15 protein-coding genes and 1 pseudogene are annotated in these 22,663 nt (G+C 63.0%); 6 read left to right on the forward strand and 10 right to left on the reverse strand.

Going from position 1 to position 22,663, the window contains the following annotated elements; translation table 11 throughout:
- Genes DR843_RS11725 through DR843_RS11735 form a run of 3 tightly spaced genes read right to left on the reverse strand, consistent with a single transcriptional unit; the run spans position 1 to position 8,079 of the window.
- A complete protein-coding gene (locus tag DR843_RS11725; protein WP_109686043.1) occupies positions 1-1,833 on the reverse strand; it encodes a hypothetical protein in 1,833 nt (610 codons plus the stop codon).
- On the reverse strand, positions 1,830-4,634 hold the full coding sequence (locus DR843_RS11730; protein WP_245934106.1) for a DUF1156 domain-containing protein: 2,805 nt from the start codon (positions 4,632-4,634) through the stop codon (positions 1,830-1,832). The genes DR843_RS11725 and DR843_RS11730 overlap by 4 nt, the downstream gene beginning before the upstream one ends.
- A 34-nt stretch (positions 4,635-4,668) precedes the next feature.
- Positions 4,669-8,079, reverse strand: coding sequence for a helicase-related protein (locus tag DR843_RS11735; protein WP_109686045.1), 3,411 nt, complete (start codon positions 8,077-8,079; stop codon positions 4,669-4,671).
- Positions 8,080-8,358: 279 nt separating this feature from the next.
- Here DR843_RS11735 and DR843_RS11740 point away from each other — a divergent pair, with 279 nt between their 5' ends.
- Positions 8,359-10,878: a DEAD/DEAH box helicase gene (locus tag DR843_RS11740; RefSeq protein ID WP_211310230.1), complete on the forward strand. Its 2,520-nt coding sequence runs from the start codon at positions 8,359-8,361 to the stop codon at positions 10,876-10,878.
- A 236-nt stretch (positions 10,879-11,114) separates the two neighbouring features.
- Positions 11,115-11,915, forward strand: coding sequence for a TY-Chap2 family putative peptide chaperone (locus tag DR843_RS11745; RefSeq protein ID WP_109686047.1), 801 nt, complete (start codon positions 11,115-11,117; stop codon positions 11,913-11,915).
- Between the two features lie 11 nt (positions 11,916-11,926).
- On the opposite strand, the gene DR843_RS11750 is transcribed toward DR843_RS11745, so the two are convergent.
- Positions 11,927-12,274, reverse strand: coding sequence for a MazG-like family protein (locus DR843_RS11750; RefSeq protein WP_109686049.1), 348 nt, complete (start codon positions 12,272-12,274; stop codon positions 11,927-11,929).
- A gap of 131 nt (positions 12,275-12,405) precedes the next feature.
- Between DR843_RS11750 and DR843_RS11755 the strand changes: the two genes are divergently transcribed.
- Positions 12,406-14,292, forward strand: coding sequence for a DUF2075 domain-containing protein (locus tag DR843_RS11755; protein WP_245934107.1), 1,887 nt, complete (start codon positions 12,406-12,408; stop codon positions 14,290-14,292).
- 42 nt (positions 14,293-14,334) lie between these two features.
- Here the strand turns inward: DR843_RS11755 and DR843_RS11760 are convergent, their stop codons facing one another.
- Positions 14,335-15,036: a hypothetical protein gene (locus DR843_RS11760; protein WP_170119846.1), complete on the reverse strand. Its 702-nt coding sequence runs from the start codon at positions 15,034-15,036 to the stop codon at positions 14,335-14,337.
- Between DR843_RS11760 and DR843_RS11765 the strand changes: the two genes are divergently transcribed.
- Positions 15,026-16,519, forward strand: coding sequence for an SIR2 family NAD-dependent protein deacylase (locus DR843_RS11765; RefSeq protein ID WP_170119847.1), 1,494 nt, complete (start codon positions 15,026-15,028; stop codon positions 16,517-16,519). The genes DR843_RS11760 and DR843_RS11765 overlap by 11 nt on opposite strands.
- Here DR843_RS11765 and DR843_RS11770 read toward each other — a convergent pair whose 3' ends face one another.
- Genes DR843_RS11770 through DR843_RS11780 form a run of 3 tightly spaced genes read right to left on the reverse strand, consistent with a single transcriptional unit; the run spans position 16,520 to position 19,325 of the window.
- Complete coding sequence (locus DR843_RS11770) at positions 16,520-17,950, reverse strand: ADP-ribosylglycohydrolase family protein (RefSeq protein ID WP_109688886.1); 1,431 nt, start codon at positions 17,948-17,950, stop codon at positions 16,520-16,522.
- A gap of 2 nt (positions 17,951-17,952) precedes the next feature.
- Positions 17,953-18,471 (reverse strand): T3SS (YopN, CesT) and YbjN peptide-binding chaperone 1, encoded by a 519-nt coding sequence (locus tag DR843_RS11775; protein WP_109686056.1) that lies wholly within the window; start codon positions 18,469-18,471, stop codon positions 17,953-17,955.
- Entirely contained in the window at positions 18,471-19,325 is an 855-nt protein-coding gene (locus tag DR843_RS11780; RefSeq protein WP_146202564.1) for a T3SS (YopN, CesT) and YbjN peptide-binding chaperone 1, read from the reverse strand. The genes DR843_RS11775 and DR843_RS11780 overlap by 1 nt, the downstream gene beginning before the upstream one ends.
- Before the next feature lie 71 nt (positions 19,326-19,396).
- Here DR843_RS11780 and DR843_RS11785 point away from each other — a divergent pair, with 71 nt between their 5' ends.
- Both DR843_RS11785 and DR843_RS11795 read left to right on the forward strand, forming a co-directional pair.
- Positions 19,397-20,080, forward strand: a complete 684-nt coding sequence (locus DR843_RS11785) for an NrtR DNA-binding winged helix domain-containing protein (protein ID WP_109686059.1) — start codon at positions 19,397-19,399, stop codon at positions 20,078-20,080.
- Between the two features lie 388 nt (positions 20,081-20,468).
- Complete coding sequence (locus tag DR843_RS11795; protein WP_211310231.1) at positions 20,469-20,762, forward strand: antitoxin HicB; 294 nt, start codon at positions 20,469-20,471, stop codon at positions 20,760-20,762.
- A gap of 74 nt (positions 20,763-20,836) precedes the next feature.
- On the opposite strand, the pseudogene DR843_RS11800 reads toward DR843_RS11795, so the two are convergent.
- Both DR843_RS11800 and DR843_RS11805 read right to left on the reverse strand, forming a co-directional pair.
- Positions 20,837-21,463: pseudogene (locus DR843_RS11800) on the reverse strand (ceramidase domain-containing protein); the annotation flags it as partial.
- A gap of 23 nt (positions 21,464-21,486) precedes the next feature.
- Complete coding sequence (locus DR843_RS11805; RefSeq protein ID WP_109683633.1) at positions 21,487-22,476, reverse strand: IS481 family transposase; 990 nt, start codon at positions 22,474-22,476, stop codon at positions 21,487-21,489.
- Positions 22,477-22,663 lie beyond the last annotated feature (187 nt).

Here is a 22,663-nt window from a genome sequence, read left to right on the forward strand (position 1 = left end):
TCACATGCTCCGGGTCTTGGTATTCGTCAGATGTGGACCGATATACCCAATGAAAACAATGGGCTGTTTCGGGTTGCCGTCGAGGACGTGCATCCGTGGCGTGATCGGACCGATCTTGGCCAATTTGAAGTGCGCCTTCATCATCGCCTGTCCATCCGGATCATACGAAGTGGGAACTGGGAATTGTCTCTCAGCCCCAAACCGCTTCATCGTCTCGCCCGTCTCGGTCTCCGCGAATTTCCCCGGCGGGAACGTGCGGTAGCCGGTCGGCGTGTGACGCAGGTAGTGGCTTAGGCTCTGGTCACATTGGCCGTCCGCTCGTGATCGGACATAGTCCGCGAGGGCTAGAACGGCATCCCATGCGGTTCGAAGTGCCGCGTTGTTGCCATCGACTGCCTCCAACTCGATCACCGCATCGCTATCGCCGGTAAATTCGACTTCTTTCATTGCCTCGATGCGATCAAGAAGCTCTCCGAAGTCTCGGGGCCGCGACTCAATGAACTCCGCTGGTGTCGCCGCGTAGGACGGCTCGTAGTCTCCGAGGGCTTTGAGCCGATCCTCAAGCCACTTGTTTCGGTCGCTGAGAGCATCGAGATCAAGTCGTGTCACCTCATGCTCAAGCTGCTCTTCTTGAAGGGCCTCCAGCAGTTCGCTGTTGCCGTCTCTTAATCCCTCGACCTGAGTCTGAAGATCCTCAAGGCGCTGGGCGACCTTGGCCGCGTTGGCCCGCTCAATCGAATGTCTGGTCAGCCGGCCGGCGATGTCCCGCAGACCCGACTCGGTGATCTCTTTCAGATTGAGGATCTGCTTCACCAAGCGCAACTGGGTGCGTGACTCAGGATCAACCGGATCAGGCGATTTGGGGACATCTTCGACAACCGGTGCGGGTGCGACGCTAGGCGCCTCGATGACCTCGGACTCGGGTGCGGTGTCCGGTTCCTGCAGTACGTCAAGGAGGCGGCGGTTCTCCACCCGCTCGAACCGCCGGAGCACTCGAACGACTGCAGACGGAAGTTGCCGCTCGCTGGCGTGGCTACGTGCTATCTCTCCAAGCAGGAAGCGGATACGACCCTCGGAGTGACCTGCGAGGCGCTCTGTGCCCAGGATGCGGTGGCGTCGCCCGTCGCTCGGGTCCGAGAAGTCGACGCCCGGACGATACGTGCGAATGGTCCACGCAGGAGTCGCCAACCTGACACCGACCCGGTCGTGGAACTCGCGTGTCGCCTCGGCATCAAGCACAATCACCTGCGCTAGCCCGTAGACCTGCGCCGCCCAGTCGTCGACCTGTCTCATGAACGCGTCGATCGGAATTCGATCGTCGGTTCCGGCGACGAACACGAGACCATGGCGTCGCTGATCGCTGAGGACTTCGATCAGCCGTTCTACCTGATCGGCCCGGAACACCTGTGGCGCATCCACATAGCTGAGCGAGCCATCCCCCAGCGGGAGCACTTGCATCAGGTATCTCGCCAGCCTTGGCGTGGCAACGAATCTGCCCTCGTCGTTGGTGACACTGAGGTAGATCCAGTCTTCGGACCCGCGTTCGTCGTGAACTACCAGTTCGGTCGTCCAGGTCCCGGTGGGCGTGTTCGGCTCCACCAGGGTGACCTTGAGGTCGCGGGCTGGCCCGTTCTCCAGTCGTCTAACCGTGACTGTCCGGTCGCCGTCGACGACGTCGCCGTCAGCATGCAGGTCAACATCAAGGTCCTTCCTGCCCGCCAGCCATGAATGCACCTGGCTCTCCGCGTCGGGAAGCCAGTTGTCGCCGGCGTCGCAGCGCATGAAGGCGAGGTAGTCACGCGACCACCCACTGGTTTGCAGCTGTGCGGTCATGATTCGTCTTCCGAGAAATCGAAAGCGGACTGGGTCTGTCTCGGTGCCTCAGTCGTCGTTCGAGCAACATCCAGAATCTCTGGCCAGGTGGTGACCAGGTTGTTGAACGACAAGGCATCCTTGGTCCATCCGTTGGCCTCGGCGACCCGGAATAGCAGGTGGGCTAGTTCTTTCACGAGGTCAGCATCAACCGCGGCGTCGGGCCTGGTGAGCGCTGCCCGCAGGAAGGCGCCGGCGGGTGTGACGCCGTCGTGCTCCAGCACCTTGATCAGGTGATGAAGGGCCTCCCAGTTGCTCGTGTGGAGATCGGCGACCGGGTCGTAGTCGCTGTCGAGATCGCCGGGTTTAATGAGCTGGACCTTGCCCGCCAGGCTCGTGAGGATGCCGTCGCGATCCATGGTGTCGACCGTCGTGTTGCGAGCGTTGGCCAGACTATTGGCGTCGCCGAATGCCCCTACACCATAGCCGTGTTGGCGGTACCAGGCGATCGCGAACCGCGACGGCGCATCGAAGTCGCCCTCCTGCTCATTGAGTACCTGGTCGAGGATCTCATTGATACGGACCAGTGCGGAACGGACCGTCATCTTCGTGCCATCGGGCTCAAGCACGGCGCTGTATCTGCTGAAGACCGCCATCCCGGGCCCGATGACTGCTTGAGGAAGGTCAACGGGCGCGACTTGCCCCTCCTGCAGCTTCCGGAGAGCATCCGGCAATTCGGCCTCGAGCGCAGCGATAAAACCACGCCGATCGGTCGTCGGCGCGTCATCTGGCCGCGGTCGAAGCGAAAGCACTATGGATGACGCGAGAGCATTCGTGTCCTTCGCAATGAGGCGGCCCGAGCCCTCGGTCCTCATTGGCCAGGTGGAGGTGATCTGCCACTTACTGTGAACCATCCCGTCCAGCAAGGTCTCCCACCCCGACGAAGATTCTCCAAGACTGTCGGTCTCTGACTGCTTGAAGGCGTAATAGACGGTAATCGGGAATTCACGCATTGCGGATTCCCGCGTCCTAGCGAACACCTCCCGAAAACCGTCCTCGAAGAAGTCTTTCGCTCCACCCTTTCCGCCGTGTCGATAGGGATTAGCGACCAATTCATCCGCCTTTGGAACGAGCATCGTCTCGAACAACGACGGGAGGACGCCTCTTAGCGTCCGACGCTGCCAAACATAAAAGAAATCTGACAGGTCCGAATATCCGATGTTGTCATAGTACGGGGGGTCAGTAGACAGCAAAGATCCGGTGTATTCCCTTCTTGCTGCGTCAAGTTGAGATACATAACCGACACCCAGAGGTAGGTCTTGAATGACTCTCACTTCCTTGTCGAGCGTGGTTAGCCAGCCGCCTCCAACATCACCGAGCGCATTTGATTCCGCAAAATCCCACGCCATCGGAATTGCCTGTCGTGCAAAGGTTTCACGGAACGCACCTCTATCACTCATCCAAGTCGTAATAGACGACATCAGATTCGTGATCTTGCTCTGCACAAGGCCTAAGTAGACAGCGACGGCGTCGGCGTAGGCAGCTGCGTCGGTGCCGCCTGCATCGAGGCGTTCACCAGTGGGCAAACCGGCTTCGAGAGCGTCGGCGAAAACTCGCTCCCGGGCTTCACCCACGAGGTCGCTGAACGTCGTCAGCGCCACCAACTGCCGATTCGTAAACAGGTCGGCCCACGTATCCATCCCGTATGCCTTCACACGGAAGCCCAGGGCCTGCGCCGGTATGTTTTGGATCGGTGACGTCTCCGGTGCGGGCAGCCGCGCTGCTGCCATCTGGAGATCGGAAGGATGCAAGTAGACCCGTCGCCGGTCCCCTTCCGCAACGACCGCCATGAGTTGTTGTCCCATCCGACCTGCTCGAGCTTCCTCACGCACGTACTTGAGATCGACGCTCGTCCGGCAACGCACGCATTCCGCGCCAGTTCGTCCGACGGTGCCATCGGAGGACGGACCGGCGGGGTCATGGCCGATCTCAAATCGAACCTTCTTGGAGCCATCCGTTGGAGGGTGTGCGACGACGTACGCCTCCTTGCCCTTCTTCTTTCCCAGCCACCACGACCGAACCAGGGGCATGTCGATGCCGCAGCCAGGGTTGGGGCAGGTCACGGTACGCGCCCAGATCCACGCGATCACCGTGCGCCCATCTGCCTTGGGATACAGACTTCCGATGCGAGCCTCGGCCTCGTCACGCATCCACTCGCCGTACGCGCGGACATCAGCGGCGAGTCCACGGGCGCCAGTCCACTCGGTGCTTTGCGACGCGGCAAGCCCGGGGAATACCGGAGCCCGACCTGCGAACTTTGGAGGAAACTCGATCAGCGCCTTGTTGATCAGGACCGCAACCGGGTTCAGATCGGATGCGTGTGCTTCCAGCCCTAGACGCTGGGCTTCCAGAGGGATCGTGCCGCCGCCCGCAAAGGGGTCGACGATCGGGGGCGGATTGCCGTCGGTCGACTTGAGGATCTCCTCGCGAGCCTCGGCGAGGAGCTTCTCGTCGCGGACGTTCTCCCAGACCACCAGCCGCTCGATCAGGCGGTGGAGCCGCTCGCGTTCCTCGCGCTGCAACTCCTCGGTAGGGAACTGCTCCGGGTGTGATGACGGATCATCCACGAGCTGGGCGAAGAGCACTGCCCTCGCCGCCGCGAGCGGACGACGGGCCCACCACAAGTGCAGTGTCGAGGGGTGGCCGTGACGAATGGACTTCTCTCGAGCCGACTCCCTGTTGATGACTTCGAGCGGCAACGCCACCTCGATCAGCTTGCGTTTCGGTGTCACCGGCAGTTCCCCATTCTCACTCTGTTGCACGTTCTCGCCCCACCCTCATCGTCCACAGCATCCCCTAGTACGGTGCAGCGCCCTTTGCCCACTGCTTCGCCCAGTCGCCACGAATCCCGGTCGCGTCGAAGTCACCCAGCTCGGTGCTCGCGAACGGATCGTCGAGGTACCGCACGTCGTCGTATCCAGCGCCCCGCGGGTCCACCCTGACGAGCGCGAGGCGATAACGCGGCACAGCGTTCTTACCGACCATGACCTCGTTGTGAGTGACGAAGAAGTCGGTGGCACCGTCGATCCGCGCTTTCACCTCGAGCCGGTAGGTGTCGCCGTGGCTATCGGTGGAGAGAATGTCGAATCCTGGATTGTTGAATGCCTGCTCGACGGGGTGCCGTCCAAGCTCCCGCTCACGAGCCATGACCAGGTCAACCCCGCGGCGCTCAACTTCCTTGGTTTCCTTGGCGTGGATCGGGGCGCTGGCGGGCACGTCGTGCTCCAGCATGCCGATCGGAAGCACCAGAGCAGCTGTCACGATGCGCGGCGGCTTCGTCGACATGCTCTCCTGTTGATCGAGGATGCCCAGTCGCTGCCGCAAGCGAAAGTCGAGCTCAACTGCCTTGCGGTTCAGGCTTTCTGAGGACTCCTTCGGCTTCTCCCCAGCTTGCTCCTTCTCCCCTGCGATCGCCGCCTCGTAGATGAGGCGATCGCGCTCCTTCTCCAACCGGAGGGTCACGAGTTCGCGGGACTTGGTTAATTCCGCCAGACGACGTGGCTGAACCTCGGCGAGGTAGTCCGGTAATTGGTGGGCAGTGATCCAACTCGTTGCTCGGTCTTCGGCCTCAGCCAACCAGGGCGATGACCGCGCCGCGTCGACGATCGACCCTTCGGGCGCGGCAACGCAATCCAAGTACGGCGCTGGACCGGCCGGCGTAACAGTGCCGGAGGAATCAACGAAGGCGTACCCGAACCTGCGCGCGACGGAAGCACCGGTCGCGTCCGCGACCTCCTCGACGACACCAACCAGCAGATGCGGCTCGTCCAGAGTCGAGGAGATCAGCACCGTGCCGCGGTTGAGGGATCCACCGAACCGGAGGACCGCTTCGTCCATGACGGCGTCGTGTAGCGGATGACCTGGCGCAAGCAGGTCGGCCCGAGTCAAGTCAGAAGGCTGCACCTTGTCCAATTCGAAGGTCACGCGGTCGTACTTCGTGGCAACGGGGCCCTTGGCCGCGGCTCGGATCTGCTGTGGCACGTTGGTGATCTCGTACCGGCCCTGCTCGCGCCTGGCCATGTGGCCGCCCAAGCGCGCGAAGGCAGCCTTGAACGCCAACTCGATGTAGTGCGGCTGCAGACGTCGCGCCCGCGCCTCATCCATCGCCGCCCGCAAGACGTGCAGGTCGGCTTCAGCGAGATTCTCCGAGGCGAGGGCACGCTCGTTGAGCAGTTCCTTCAGCCCGTCACCAACCGAAGCATCAATGACCTGGTGCATCTTCGCGCGCGTGTCCGGAAGGTCGCCGTACTGAATGGCTTCGAGTAAGAGGGATCGCAGCGGGGTCTCGGTGAATGCCTCACCCAGGACGTCGAACACCTTGCCGCCGTACGCCAGGCGCATTTGCTCGAGCTTTTCCAACAGACGGGTGAACACCTCACCTTCGCGGGTGTTCGCAGCGACCAGATTCCACAGGCGACAGACCTCTTCTTGGCCGATGCGGTGAATTCGCCCGAACCGCTGCTCGATCCGGTTGGGGTTCCACGGCAGGTCGTAGTTCACCATCAGATGAGCAGCCTGGAGGTTCAGGCCCTCTCCAGCCGCATCGGTCGCAATGAGGATCTGGACGTCTCGGTTCTTGGTGAACTCCTCAGTGATGACACGACGCTCACCACGGCCGACACCACCATGAATTGCTTTGACCGCTCCCGGCCGACCGAGCAACGAGCTGATCTTGAACTGCAGGTAGTCCAGCGTGTCGCGATGCTCGGTGAAGATGATGAATTTGCGGGGCCACCCGTTGCTGTCGGTAGTGAGCGCATGGTCCTGCAGCAGCCTGGACAACTCGGACCATTTGCGGTCCGTGCCCGACTCGCGCACCCGCCGTGCCGTGTCGATCAGGCCTGCCAACTCCACGAGTTCAGCGTTGAGCTCCTCGACGGTCTGCGCCGCAGTCGCTGAGTCGATCAACTCCTCCTCCAGCGCCTCGAACTCCTCAGCGTTGTAGTCGTCGGCATCGATATCGGACAGGTCGACTGCCGGCTCAGACTCCTGGTATGTGCCGTTGAGGATCTCCTGCTTCTTGCGCTCGAGGCGCTCGGAACGTCGCATCAGGCTCTTATAGATGGCTTCCGGCGAGGACGCGAGGCGTCGTTGGAGCACCGTGAGTGCGAAGCCGACGGTGTTCTTGCGCTTGCCACCCACTTTGTCCGCGCGGTTCATCCCCTCGCGCACGTAGTGAGTTACGTCTTCATAGAGCTCCTGCTCCAGCGCGGTCAACTCGTAGGGCACCGTCTCGGCAATTCGTTCAGGGAAGAGCCGCTTGCCGTCAAAGGTCAGCAGGTCCTCCTTGACCATGCGACGCATCACTCCGGTGACGTCTACCGCCTTGTCGTGTTTGCCTTCAAATCGGTCGCGGTCCAGCAACGTCAAGAAGAGCTGGAAGTCCTCCTCCTTGCCCGAGTGAGGGGTTGCCGTCATCAAGAGCAGGTGGCGGGTGATCTGACCCAGCAACTCCCCGAGCAGGAATCGTTTCGTCTTCTCCAGTTTGCCGCCGAAGTAGTGCGCACCCATCCGGTGCGCCTCGTCGACAATGATCAGATCCCACTCGGACTCCTCGAGCAACGCCTGTAGATCATCGTTCCGAGACAACTGGTCCATACGGGCGATGAGCAGCGGGTTGGTGTCGAAGACGTTGACGTTGATGTTCGCATCAATCAACTGCGTCGTGAGTAGATCGAAGCGAAGTCCGAACTTGAAGAAGAGCTCGTCCTGCCACTGCTCCACCAAGCCTCCGGGCGCGACGACCAGGCAACGCTTGACGTCGTCACGCAGCAACAGTTCCTTGATGTAGAGGCCCGCCATGATCGTCTTGCCTGCACCTGGGTCATCAGCCAACAGGAACCGCAGGGGGGTTCGCGGCAGGAGTTCGCCGTACACAGCCCTGATCTGGTGCGGCAGCGGTCGAACATCGCTGGTCGCGACCGCCAGCATCGGATCGAACAATCCGGCCAGCTTGATCCGTTGCGCCTCGGCAACCAACTTGAAGTCGCTTGCGTTTGCGTCGAAGGGTCGGCTGCCGGTGGTTGCAATGGTCAGCCTCGACTGGTCCTTGCGGAGAACGTTCTGTTGCCCCAGGGCACCAGCCGACGTCTTGTAGGTAAGCGTCACGGTGTCGCTGCCGTGCCACTGCGTCGCGATGACTTCGATCGTGACGCCAGGAATCAGTCCGTCGACACGCAACCCCTGCTTCAACTGCTCCAGCTGCATCGTCGCAACCTTTCGTCAACGCCACCTCCGCCTCGCCCAAACCTAATCCACGAGTCAGACACTCGTCCGCTGAACCCAGGCTGCAAGAACGCTGAGTACCTCAACTAAGGTTCCGGCACAGGCAAATCGGGGGTGATTATGGCCGAGATGGCTAGCGGGCGCCGGGAGCAGCGAGCAGCTCTCCGCACTTGGGTCAGGATCGCCCAGACGCTCCAGAACCGCGCACACGACATCCACACGAAGGCCACCTACGCCGTCGGTGACCTCGCCGGCGCGACGATGAGCGTCGTCCGGGATGCGCAGCCCGCGTGGGCAGTGCTCCCCATCGAGCCCGAGACTCCTCCCGCGTTGGGCGCCGTTGCGACCGACAGGGCGGCGAAACAAGCGCTGGGCGGGAACACGACGATTCTCGCCAGCCTCACGTCTGAGGTCGAGCAATCGCTGCAGGCCGAGTCGCGAGCATCAGGCATTCGGAAGCTCTTTGCCGGGAAAAAGGCCGTCGCCGCTGCCGAGCGAGCGGCACGCCACCTCGATGAATGGGCAGCCTGGGCATCGGCCAACAACCTGACCGAGCGACTCGCCACAGTCGATCGCCACACCCAGCCGATCAGCATCGCACCCGGTGACCTGTTGAATCCCGCGATCCGTTGGGACGAATGGTGGGCCCCTTCCGCCGTGGAGATACAGATCGTTCAGGCGAGTGTCTTTAGGCGCCTTCACAAAGCGCTCGCTGTTCTCGGGCCGCTTGCTGCCCAGGCCAGCTCCCTTCGCAAGGAATCGATCGCTGCGGGGGATCTCGTCCGCGTTGCCGAGACGCGAAAGCTGGTTGGCGAAATATTGATCAACCGGCTCCGCGACACCACGCAGGAGCGACTTCGGCTTGGCGGTCTGGAGCAGGCCGGCTTTGACACTGTGCTGAAGGTGCTGGAGTACCGGGGTCCGTTGGCTGTCCTTCCCGGTATCGGTGACGTCTCTGCCACTCGCATCAAAGCAGCCGCACGCACCGTGTGGAGGACGACGTACGACGAGACACCCGTCCTCCTCGACATCAACGAACGACGCCCAGAAGCTGCGAATCTGCTTGCCTGCCTGCACCGCTGGGACAAGCTACGACGAACTCTCAACTCCCCGACCCTGTTACAGATGGTCGGGGGACTCAACCACCTCAGCCGGCCGATGCGACCCAACGTCGCACAGGTTGTGGTTGGCGCGTATCCAGAGCAGACCGTCGACGAGCTGCTCACCAAGATCGAGAGTCTCTGTGCGGCTGCCGATCAGGTTGCGCCGCTCGACTTCTCGGCGACCGAGGAGGATCCCTGGAACGACTTCCTTCGCCGACCTGCGGACTATTTCGCGATGCTCGACGAATTAGGCTTCGTCACCGAGGACCCCAAGCGAGTGCACGGCGACCTCCCGGACGAGATCATTGAAGCGGTGCGTCGGCAGCAACTCGACAAGACGTTTCTGCTCGGCTCCCTGCGTGGCTATCAGGACTTTGGAGCACGATTCGCCTTGGCGCAGCGCAAGGTGATTATCGGTGACGAGATGGGCCTCGGAAAGACTTTCGAGGCCATCGCGGTGTTAGCTCATGCCCGATCTATCGGAGGACATCACTCCATGGTGATCTGCCCGGCTGCTGTCGTCACGAACTGGATGCGGGAGTTGTCGTCCAAGTCGACGCTGACCGCACACCGGCTGCATGGTCAGCACCGCGCTGCGGCGCTGCACGCGTGGGTTCGACGCGGAGGGGTCGCCGTGACAACCTTCGAATCTCTCGGCTGGCTTAACCAGTCCGAGTCCTGGCCGGAGGTCACCGCAGTGATCGTCGATGAGGCTCACTACATCAAGAACCCGTCGGCCCGACGAAGCGCGAGGACGACGCAGCGCATCCATGAAGCCGACTATGCGGTGCTACTGACGGGCACCCCGATGGAGAACCGGATCGACGAGTTCAGAACGCTTGTCGGCTACGTTCGACCCGATCTCCTGGTGCACACCAATGAGTTCACGCCGCAACGTTTCCGACGGCAAGTGGCGCCCGCATATCTGCGGCGCAACGTTGAAGACGTCCTTGACGAGTTACCCTCCAGCGTCGAGGTTGACGAGTGGCTGCCCTTATCCACCAGTGATGCCCGCGCCTATGAGCGGTCGGTCATCGACGGCAACTTCATGGCGATGCGACAAGCTGCGTTCGACGACCCCACGAACTCGGAGAAACTCCGTCGCCTACAAGTGATCGTCGCCGAGGCGGAGAGCAACGGTCGCAAGGTCGTCGTGTTCTCCTACTTCCGTACCGTGCTGACCACCATCGCTGAACACCTCGACGGGACCGTCATCGGCCCGCTGACAGGATCCGTTCCGGCTGACGCACGCCAGCAGATGGTAGATACCTTCTCATCGGCCGAGCACGGAGCAGTGCTGCTCGCACAGATCGTCGCAGGAGGGGTCGGCCTCAACATCCAGGCCGCCTCAGTCGTCGCGATCTGCGAGCCGCAACTGAAGCCGACCATCGAGTGGCAGGCCATCGCTCGGGCACGGCGGATGGGTCAACTCGAAACGGTTCAGGTGCACCGGTTGCTCTCAGAAGAAGGAGTCGATCGACGGGTGACCGAAATCCTCGCTCACAAGGCGAGGCTCTTCGATGAATTTGCACGGGTCAGCGAGTCGGCGAACGTTGCACCCGAGGCATTTGACATTTCGGACGCCGAACTCGCACAGCAAGTCGTTGCTGCAGAGCGAGAGCGCATTCTGTCGGGTCCCGTTACCTCGCAGGATGATTCGGATCCTTCGCTCGACTAGCCGCAACTTCACGACGGCCCCGATCCCCACACGATGAAAGGCTGATCTCATGTCGGTTGGAACACCTCGATGGCAGAACGCATTTGTAGACGATCTCGACCCAACTCTTACCCATAAGCTTTTGATCGTTGAACTCGCGGTACCCGGCAGCGATCGATGGTCGGTGGACTACGCACTGATCCAAGATCCTCGGGGGAGTGGTTCGAGTGGTCGCGGGTTGGGAACCGCGGAAGCCCGTGGAGAACCTCGAGGCCCGCTGGGACTACTGGGAAGACAAGGGCGGCGGCAACGGAATCAGCTCCGAGGTCGCTTGGCTAGTGACCACACCCGAATTCGCCTCGGAAGCAGTCGCGCACAGAAACGACCTGCTTTACCACTACGGCCATCCCCTCTGGCCCAAAGGGATTCTGAAGGGGGACGCAGACTTCGCCTGGCACCTTCATCCGTCACCACCGCACGTCGTTGAAGCGCTCGCGTGGAGCGTCGCTGCGCAGTTGGTCCGCCGTCATCCGCTTGAGTTAACGGTCGGCGCGGGACCTCACACCACCCCGAACGCGGTCACCATTCTGAGCGATAGTCCTGGGGTAACGACCGAGTTGGGTCACTTCGACCCGTTTGACGGCTACTTTCGCGACCATTCGAATCCGGTACTGCAACACGTCTTGGCGCTCAGCGTGCTCGGAGCGGAAGACCCCCGCGAACGCATCCGGACCACTGAAGAGCGAATCAAACTCGTTGCGCCACAGGGATCTTCGCTGCCCCCGAGCACCCCGCGGTCATTGTCCATCCGCTGGATCGCACAATTCCTGCTGATCCAGCTCGGCAGTCGCGAGCACTGGTTCGCTCGCGGAAACGGCATAGCCGGTTGGACGCTCGGGGCGGGGCTGGGAGAGCGATTTGAGCAAAGAATCGTCCTGAACGCCGATTCCACGGTGCTCATCCCCGGTGCGACTCCGTTCAATCTGGCGTCACAACGTCAGTCCGACGAGTCAATGACAGCGCTAGTGGCTCGCTCGGCGACCACCCTGCTGCCCTAAGTCTCGATCGATCACCCTCGATGCGGAGCCTCACCAAGGAATTCGGAAACGGGATATTTCCGACTGTTCCGTTCGACCTTCGCGAGCGCCGCCTCATGCAAGTCAATGTTGCACTGATCTGCCATCCCGACCAGATAGATCAGCACGTCAGCCATCTCCTCAGCGACCCGGGTGTGCAGTGGTTCCTTGGCGATTCGAGACCGCGCTTCCTCAGCGGGTAACCACTGCACGAGTTCGGCCAACTCCCCCACTTCACCGACCAGTGCAAGCAGTAACGACTTGGGGTCTTGGAACTGCTGCCAGTCACGTTCGGCGATGAACTGCCGCACGGCGTCGCGGATTTCCTGAAGGTCAGACACGCAGCGAGTATGCCCGTCCCCGTCGTATCCGGTGAGTAGAGTTCCGAACGTAATCGCGGCCCGACGGGCTTCCTTCCCAGGACACGCCCCCACCCGCACGAGTTCTTTCGTGCTGCCTGGGGACCTGACCTGTGACGTTGTACCGCACTACCGCCGAGGCTCTGTCCGGCCACGAGGAAATGCTGGTGAAGCATCTGGCGGAGCAGATGACGATCACCACCGGTCGCTCCCCTGCGCCCGGGGAACGTCATTCGTGGAGTCGCAGTATCCCTGCGTTGAGAGCCGACCTGATCTCCGCTGGTCTTGGCAGCGTCGAGATGCTGATCGAGTACCAACTCCCGTTGACCAGCAAGCGGGCTGACGTCGTTCTCGTCGGTCGGCACCCGCGAACTGGCGGCCCGTCGTACGTCATCGTCGAACTGAAGCAGTGGAGCCGCGCGGTCTCCTTCGAGGGCGACCCGAACCTGGTGCTCATCGAGGCGTACGGTCACCGCCCGGTGACCCATCCGGTGTTGCAGGTGCGCGACTATCGCGAGTACCTGGTCGACTTCACCACGGTGCTGGCCGACCAGGCCGACGCTGTCGCCGGTGTCGCCTACTTGCACAACGCCACTAACTCGGAAGTGAGCGACCTTCTGCAGTTGCCGGGTGACGACCGCGGTCGGTTGTTCACCGGTCAGGACCGAGGTGCGTTCGTCGAATACCTGAAGTCACGGTTCGACGCGGAGTCCGGAGCGACGTACGCCGATGAGCTTCTGCATAGCCGGATCGCACCTTCCCGCCAACTCCTCACTGTCGCAGCCGAAGAGGTGCAGCGGCGGGAGATGTTCACGCTGCTGGATGAACAGCGCGACGCGTACAACTTCGTTCTGCACGCGGTTGAACGTGCCCGTCGAGAGAACTCGAAGACCGCGGTAATCGTCACCGGCGGACCAGGGAGCGGTAAGAGTGTCATCGCGCTGTCGCTTCTCGGTGAGTTGTCGCGGCAGGGACGAACTGTCCTGCACGCCACGGGCTCTCGGTCGTTCACGCAGACTCTCCGCAAGGTTGCTGGAGCACGGTCCACATCGGTGAAGAAGATGTTCCAGTACTTCAACTCGTTCATGGCGGCCGAACCGAATGACCTCGACGTCCTGATCCTCGACGAGGCACACCGAGTCCGGGAGACCTCAGCCAATCGATGGACCAAAGCACAGTTCCGTACTGGACGCCCGCAATTGGACGAGTTGTTCTCTGCCGCAAGGGTCCCGGTCTTTCTGCTCGACGAGCATCAGGTCGTGCGGCCTGGCGAGCAGGGCACCGTCGAGGACATCGAGAAGTATGCGGCCGAGCGGGGCATTCAGGTCCAGCGCATCTCGCTGGAGGACCAGTTCCGTTGCGGCGGCTCCGCGGCCTACGTCGACTGGGTGCAACGACTGCTTGAGCTCACACCCGGTGGACCCATCGCCTGGGAGGGTGACGAGCGCTTCGACGTTGAGGTTGTCGATTCGCCGAACGAGCTTGAACAGGTGATGCAGGCACATCGGGACGCAGGTTTCGGGGCACGCCTGTCCGCGGGCTACTGCTGGCCGTGGAGCGATCCTCGACCTGACGGCTCACTGGTTAACGATGTCGTGATCGGCGACTGGTCACACCCGTGGAACCTCAAGGGCGACAGGGCAATCGGTGGAGCGCCCCCAGCGGCTCTTTGGGCGTCGGACGACGCAGGCTTCGGTCAAGTCGGATGTGTCTACACAGCGCAGGGTTTCGAGTACGACTACGCCGGAGTGATCATCGGTCCGGACATGGTCATACGTGGCGGCCGATGGGTGACCGACCGCAGCAAGAACCGTGACCCCGACTTCAAGAACACCAAGAAGGTCAGCGACCAAGATTTCGACCGATTGGTGCGCAACGTCTACAAGGTTCTACTCACGCGCGGGATGCAGGGCGTGGCGATCTACTCTCCGGATGAGGAGACGCGTGAGTCTCTTCGATCTCTGATCACAACTCGCTCACGCACCGAGCGTTCGGCGTGACTGTTGCGGCCCGCAGTCTCGACACTCTTGACATCGCTTCTGTCAAACCTCGCCGGACAGAGGACGGTTGACGCCATCGGACCCGCGTGCCGACATTGAGGCTGAACTCTCTGGCCTAGTGCTTGCCGCCTGACAAGACTCCCATGTATGAGCCCCGCGGTCCCGGGTCTGGGTCGTGCACAGTCGGAGAAGCTGGAAGTCGTTCTCACCGGGAGTCGATCGGCAACTGACTAGACGCTTCGATGTAAGGGCAGCAAACTCCTCCGTTCCGAAAACCTCGTCATGCCAGACCTTCCACTGCGACCGGTCGAGCCACTCATGCCGCGCAGCTTCTAACTCATCCTCACAGAGCCGGAGGTAGCGGAATTCATGCCGCGCGTGGTCATCATCGCCCTCGTTGGTGAAAAGTAGGTCGTCGTCGATCGCCCAGTACCGTTCGATGTAGAAGGCACCGGCGTGCAGGAGTTGGTCGCGAACCTGATGTTGGGTTTGCTGCGCTTGATACTTGGTCTGCTCCGCCTGATGCCTGATTTGCCGCGCAGTAAAGAACAACGCAACTACGGCGAAGCAGGCTGCGGCCACTGTTGCCCACGCACTCAAATCGGAATCGTTCACGAAGCCAACCGAAGCGTTTCGGCCGACGACGGTCAAGCGGTCGCGATGCAACAGCATCGCCGACCAAAGTTCGCAGCACGTGATGGCCAGTTGCCTGCGCTTGAGGCAAGCTGACGCCATGAGCACCACGGACCACACTCTCGACCCTGAAAGCGCACACCTCTTTGTGGTGCATGGACGACTTGAGGCGGTCTACTACGACGCTGCGATCATCCCCACCGACAATGCGTTCAGCATCCGGCCGCAGTGGGATGACGTCACCGGAAAGTCCAAGGCTGAGCCCACCGACTGGTCCACGAAAAAGTGGGGCGTGATCGTTGAGGCTGGACCACCGGTTTTGGCAGTCAGTGTTGGTGGGGCGTCCCCCTCGTCGATCGAAAACATTCTTTCCCGACTAGAGCGCTGTCTTGAGTGGGTCCGCGATCACGTGACCGCCGGGCTCGATCGCCAACATCCCATCGTCGTTCTCCCGGTAATCGGTATCGACGGAGGTGGGCACGGCGACTACCGAGGGCATGTCATCAAGGCACTAGTAAGCGCACTTCGAAAGCACGTGGTGACCTACGCCATCGACATCGTCCTAGTCGCAAAGGAACTCTCCGTCTACAGCGCGGTCCAATGGGCTCGCCGAATGGACGATGTTCCCCTGCCATCCAACCTCGAGGGGTTTGCAGTTGGCCTCGGCTCCCGCGCGCGCACCGGCGAACTGGCACTGCTGCTCGGTGCCGGAGTGAGCGCCGCAGCGGGACTACCGAGCTGGGATGAACTGTTGCATTCGCTCGATGGAAAGACTGAGAAGGACACCCTGCTGTCACCGACCGATCGCGCAGACTTGATCCAGAAGGACGACCCCGAGCACTTCCAAGACCTTGTTTGCAAGCAAATCGGCACAGCGACCACACCGTCACTGCTGCACGCTCTCCTGGCAAGCCTCGCCTGCCGCGAGGTGGTGACTACCAACTACGACCTTCTCTACGAAACGGCCGCCGGCGCGGCGGGCCGGCCGCCGCAAGTTCTCCCGTGGTCGCCGGTACAGGCCGATAGACCCTGGCTGCTGAAACTTCACGGCGACATCAAGCATCCCGATTCGATTGTGTTGACCCGTCGGCACATGGTCACCTACGACGCTAAGAACCGACCCTCGACCGCACTATTCGAGTCGCTGCTATTGACTCGACACCTGCTTATCGTCGGGACGTCCATGACCGACGACAACGTCCTGCGGATGCTTCACGAAGTCAGCGAGTATCGCAAGGTCTTCGTTGAAGGCGATAAGCCGACGGTCGTCGGTACGGTGCTCGACACTGACCTGCAGAAGGAGCGCACCGCCCTGTGGGACGGCGAACTCGCGTGGTGCCCGTTGAGAGTCGATGCCAATGACAAACTGAACTACCGCAAGCTAGAGCTACTTCTGGACCGGATCGCCTTCCACGCCTCGAATGATTCGTCGTGGCTACTTGATGAGCGGTTCGCCGACCTCTTAGACCCGGCAGATCAGGAGCGCGCAGCTCGGGCTCGGGAGCTTGCCCGCAACCTGGGTGCCGACACCACATGGGAGCCATTGCGCGATGCCCTCCGCGAGTTGGGAGTTTGCGACACAACGCAGCGGTAGTCAGACAAACAGCACTGACCTGAATCGCGTATTCGGCGACGCGTTGGGTAGCACTCGCTGGATCTCGGCCAGGGCATCTCGCGGATCGATGCCCCGCAGGCCCGCGTAGGCAGCAGCAACCGTGGGTGTGCGCGACTCGGCACGGACGCAGTGCAAGAAGACAGTCTTGCCTTCATCCCGCAGGGCAGCCACCATTGCAGCGGCGTCATTGATCACGAACTCCAGATTCGGGTTCGCTGCGGGGTCCGCTGAGTCGATCAGCCGAAACGCGATGTGCTCCAACCCTTCCGGCACCTGCGACCGCCCCACCAAACATAGGCTGACCAGTGCGTCCACCGACGGCGGCAGGTTCTCCAGCGCACCGACTCCGCCGAGCCAGACGCCATCGTCCGCCGGGTGCCGCACCAGCACATCCGTCCGCTCCCACGAGGAGTAGTCCAGCCGTTCTTTCAGCGGCCACCCAAGGTGACCGGCCCTGCCACCGTTGGACGCCAGGTGCGCCAACTCCACGAGCCGCTCCCCCGTGATGCCCGGGTAGCCGTGCAGCGGCCGGCGATACTTTGCCGGCACCGCCGAGGCACCCCAGCGCGCACCGAGCAACCCACCCGCGATCGCCGCGACCGTGTCGGTGTCATGCCCGATGCCGATCGCCGTCGCCAACGCGTCGGTCAAGTACTGGCACGCGGGACCATCCGTCGGGACCGGTGTCTGGGAGATCGCAGCCCACGCCGCTTGGAACGCGCCCATCGCCGAACCGTTCGCCCGGAACGTCGACGGCGGCTTGGTCTCCGCTTCGTCGATCAACCCCGTCCAGTAGTCCCGAGAGGACGCCGGCAGAAAGGCCAGCCCACCGCGAATGTCGAACTCGCCGTGCAGGATTGCGTGCCGGATGGCCAACGACCACAACACGCACGCCTGCCCCGCCAACGGATCGTGGTGCGTCAGCCCACTGACCGCGAGCGCCGCTCCCACGAGTTCATCGGGATCGTCGAGGTACCCCAACGCCACCGGCGCCGTCCGCATCAGCGAACCGTTGCCAGCGGTGCGACCGGTGCGCTCGTGCAACGACGCCGCCGCCGAACTCATCGACGCCGCAGTCGGATCTGCGGCGCTGAGCACCCGTGAGGTCTGCACGCCGACGTCAGCCGGCCCACCGGCGTACCACTGCTTGAACCCCGCCGCTACCCGATCCAGATCGATCCCCTCGCAGGACGGTGAGAACGCCAACGGTGCGAGCACGGCGTACATCATCGAGGTGTCGTCGGTCCACTCCCCCGGATCGAATCCGCCCAGCCCGCCACCGATCATCTGCGGTCCGTCCGGACCGGGACGCACCCCGTCGAACTCGTACCCGGCCCCCAGGGCGTCACCGGTCGCCGTACCCAGAATCGCGCCACACGCCCGATCCTGTTGTGCTGTAGTCAGTTTCATCATCACGCACCCATCCTTCCCACACCGTGGCGCACCAACTGCGCCGACTCGATATCAAACGCTTCGGTGAAGCTGTCCAGGAACTCCCCGAAGACCTCCATCGCGAACACCCGCGCCGGGAACGTCGCGCACTGCCACACCCCGTCGCCGATCAGCGCGAACTTGTTCGCCGCGAACCCACGGTTGTCGATCGCCACCCGCATCGCCGCCACCTGCGGATCAACAATGTCGCCGACCAGCCGGGTGAACAGTTCCACGCGCAACGGTTCGGCCCCGACCCGCACCCACACCGGTTGCCCCCGGTGCTCGATCGCGAAGTCGCCGTCGTCGTCGCGGGTCACCAACCCGTCGTACCGCGTGTAGAGGTAGTCCCCGACCAGCTCGGTCAGCATCTCCAGACCATCGGGCAACGCGAAGATCATGTTCGGCGGTCCGGTGATCTCCTCGTCCTCGATCGGCACGTCGACCTCGAGCGCCAACTCGCGCTGCGCGTCCGCCCAAGTAAATTCGTTGTCTCCCATCAGATTTCGACCTCTCCACCGGTCAGCAGCACCATGTCGTCCTGGACGGCTCCGAAGTTGGCGAGGAACTCAGCCAGGGCGTGATCCAGGTGCTCGGCGAAGAAGAACTGCACCGGGATCTCGCACCGCTGCCAGATGTCGTTCTCGATCGGGTACCACGCACTGACCAGCCCCAGCTGGGTCGCCAACGTCGCCTCGATCGCCGCAGTGCGCCGGTCACGTGCGCCGGTGACCACCTTGGCGAAGAACACCACCGCGGGGTGGTGCTCCCGCACCCGGATCCACACCGGCTGCGCGTCGTACTCAATGTCGAAGTCGCCATCGCCATCCACCTCGTGCGTCCCGCCGAACCGCTCGTCCAGCCAGGCCGCGATCTGCCGACGCAGACCGCCCGCGTCGTGACCCAATGGCACGTACGGCGCGTGCCGCAGGTCCTGCCGGACCCCGCTCGTGCGTGGGGCCGACTGGGCGCCCGTGCGCAGCAGGAGGTCGGGCGCGGCTTCCTCGAAGGTGCCGACGAAGTCGCGGACGAGCAGTTCCAGGTGACCCGATGCGACCGGCCAGAGCGGCATCCACGCGGTCAGGTAGACCGTGTCGTCGGACAGGACCCAGCGGGCCATGCCCTCGCTCCGATTCAGCAGAGCGACGGCGATCGCCGCCGCGGCGCGATCCGTCACGTCTTCCGCCACCATCGCCAGCAACGAGACTGCCGGCGGCGGACCGTCGAGCACCATGACGCGGATCGACAGTCCCTGATGGACGAGGTTCAACCCGTCGTCGATCACGGCCGGGCCGTAGGCGCCGGTGAGGATCTCGCGGACCATCCCCTCGTAGTTGGTATCCGTGTCCATCATGGCGACCATCCCCTTTAGCACTCGTTGTTCTCTAATCACAGATTGCACCCGATAGTCGCTAAAGTCAAGCCATGGCTTCTCGCTCCTCCTCACCTTCGCTGGAGTCGTTCCCCCGTCCGGCGGTCGCGGTGGATGTCGCGCTGTTGACGGTGACCTCGCCACTGGCAGATCCGTCGCTGCGGATTTTTGTGCGGACCTCAGACGGTGGAAACCGTTTGCTGCCAGGCAGATTCATCCGCGAGCGGCGTACGGTCGCGGAGACGTTGTATGAGGCACTGAAGGTGAAGGCGGGGCTGGTCCTTCCCCTTGGGTTCAGCCCTCGCCTGCTCTCGGTCTTCGACGACCCGCGGCGGGATGACCGGACCTGGGCGCTGTCGCTGGCGCACTCGTTGTCACTGCCCTGGGAACTGGCCGCTCCCGCCACGGGCGCGTGGGAGCCGCCGTCCTCGGTTGGTGAGCTGCGGTTCGACCACAACGCGATCGTGTCGGCGGCTGTCGTGGACCTGCAGTCGCGCTATGAGTTCCGCGGGCGGTCCTACATCGAGCCCGACCCGGACGGCTTCCTCGGTGACTCGCCGTTCACCCTCTTCCAACTGCGCAAGGTGCACGAGGCGGTCGTCGGCGAGCCGCTGCACAAGGACAACTTCGCCAAACGGATGACCCCGCTGCTGCGACCGCTTCTCGACGCCGACGGTGAGCCGGTATTGGCGCAGAACCTGCGCGGACGGCCCGCAGCGTTGTACGAGAAGGCGTGAGCCGGCCGCCTGTCAGTGGGTCGCGGCAAACTGCTGCGCAGGGCAGGGGCGGGCTGCTGATCAGTTGCTGTGTAGTCCCCGTATACACGTAGTATCGAGGGGGGATATACATGAAGCCACAGGAGTACCGGCGAATCGCGAAGCTGCTTCGCCGCTTGGGATGTACATCGCGAGCAGGAAGGGGAGACCACGAAGTGTGGACATGCGGATGCGGGCGGCAGCACCGCGCGGTACTCACGCGGCCCGGCACCATCTCGCCGGGCGTGATGACCGATGTTGTGAAGAAGCTGACCTGCCTCCCGGAGGGTTGGTGGATGAAGTGAATGTCTGTACTGCGCGAGCAAAACGATGGGCCGATGGGTGGGAGCTACACATCGAGGGCATTGGAGTGACCCAGTCCCGCACTCTTGACTCCGCCGAGAAGCAGGTTGCGGACTACGTCGAAACCCTCACCGGTGAGCGGCCACCGCACGTTGACGTCATCGTGGACAGTCTGGCCAAGGAGCGACGATCCGCCGCCGCTGCACGTCGCGCCACCGCTCGAGCCGAGCAGATGCAGCGCGAGGCCGCGGCGGAGAATCGAGCCGCCGCCAAGGGCTTGCGCGATGCCGGTCTGTCCGTCAGCGACACCGCATACATCATGGGCGTTTCCCGGGGCCGCGTTTCTCAACTCATCAAGTAGCCATTCCGACCCGTGTCCGCCTGACAGACGACCTTGATCAGGCTCCTACCGTCACGGCTGACCCGTGGATGCCCTCATGACTCCAAGTCATGAAGCTCCCGAACCACGGCACGCTCACTCGCGTAGAACCGGAACAGCGCGTACGCCGCCAGCGCGCACAACAGGTGCCACACCGCGTGCCCCTGCAGCCATGAGTTCGGATCACACCACGGCCCGCCAGAGTGACTCAGACTCCAGATCACGAACGCCACCACCATCGCGCCAAGCGCCACCAACGCCCACCGCCACGACTGAGGGTGCTCCGGCCGCCGCTGGATCACGACCTCGACCAGCACGGCGACCAGCAGCAGCACCGCGAACGCCAGATTCCCAGCCGTGTCCACCAAGGGCGCGGGGATGTCGCTGGCTCCGAAGATCTCGGCAGCAACCACCAGAACGACGAAGAGCGTTGCCAGAGTGCCCAGCCCGCGACCAAAAATACGCGCTATCCCGTACGCCGCGGCGAAGCCCGCCACGAGGTACATCGAGCCCAAGTCGAACCGGCCGCCGAGACTCGACTGGGTCGCGTGCATGGCCATGCTGCCCGGCCCGAGCAGCGCGATCAGGGCTGGGAACGGCGCCAGCAAGTGCGAAGTGGAGGACCAGTGGCGATCGATATAGACGGCCGCAGCAAGCCCGGCCGCCACGAACCCGAGGTTGCTGAACGTGTTGGCCGGCTGCTTGACTAGCTGTAGTGCCCCGCCAGGTTGGGTACGCGGTCTGCGGGTGAGCCACCTTTGAGCGCGGTGTGTGCGCGGTGGTGATTGTAGATGTGCAGGAAGTCCTCGTACGCGGCGGCGCGTTCGGTCTCGCTGGTGTAGGGGCGGGCGTAGGCCCACTCCTCGGTCAGGGTCCGGTTGAACCGCTCGACTTTCCCGTTGGTTTTCGGGGTGTAGGGGCGGGTGCGTTTATGGGTGATCCCATGGTCCTGCAGCATGTTCCGGAATAGGTGGGAGCGGTAACAGGACCCGTTGTCGGTCATCACCCGGTCCGTGGTGATCCCGACCTGCGCGAAGTGCGCCACCGCCCGTTGCATGAACGCGGTCGCGGTCTCCTTCTTCTCATCGGCCAGGATCTCTGAGTAGGCGTACCGGGAGTGGTCATCGACCGCGTGGTGCAGGTAGGCATACCCCCGCCCACTGCTGGAGGTAGCACGGGAGTTAGCTTTCCCCGCAGCGCGGCCATGGACCCGGTGTCCACCCCCATCGGGGATGCGGCCCAGCTTCTTGATGTCCACGTGGACCAAATCACCCGGGGCGTCGCGTTCGTAGCGCACCACCTTTCGACGACCGGCCCGTACCGGGGCACCAGTGGCCGGGTCCGTCCAGGACAACCGAAGACACCGGTACCGGGTCAGGATGCGGTGCACCGTGGCCGGATTCATCCCCAGGTGGTAGGCGATCCGGGCCGGCCCCCACCGCCGCGAAACCCGTAACCCCAGGACTCGCCGTTCCCGGCGCCTACTGGTGCGGTGCGGACATGACTGGGGCCGGCTGGGACGATCGCACATCCCCGCCGCACCATGCTGGCGGTACCGGGCCGCCCAGCGGTGCGCGGTGGTGACCGAGACCCCGAACCGGTCTGCGGCCCGCCGCAACGGCCACCCATCGTCCACCACGCACCGCGCCAGGCGCAGGCGACCAGTCGCAGAAAGCGGGGCATTAGCGTGGACCATGAGGACCTCCGGGTTTGGGGATGTGTTTGCTTCGTCGCTTCACACCTCACCCGGAGGTCTTCCTCAAGTCACGCCGACAGGCCGAGAACCGTTCCTAACGTCCCGGGGCAGTACAACTAGCCCGCTCCGCGCGGCCTCGCAAAAGTTCGCCCCGGCGCCGACGTCCGGACCAAACCACCCCAGCCCC

This window comes from Branchiibius hedensis (assembly GCF_900108585.1).
In the GTDB taxonomy this organism is placed as follows: Bacteria; Actinomycetota; Actinomycetes; order Actinomycetales; family Dermatophilaceae; genus Branchiibius; species Branchiibius hedensis.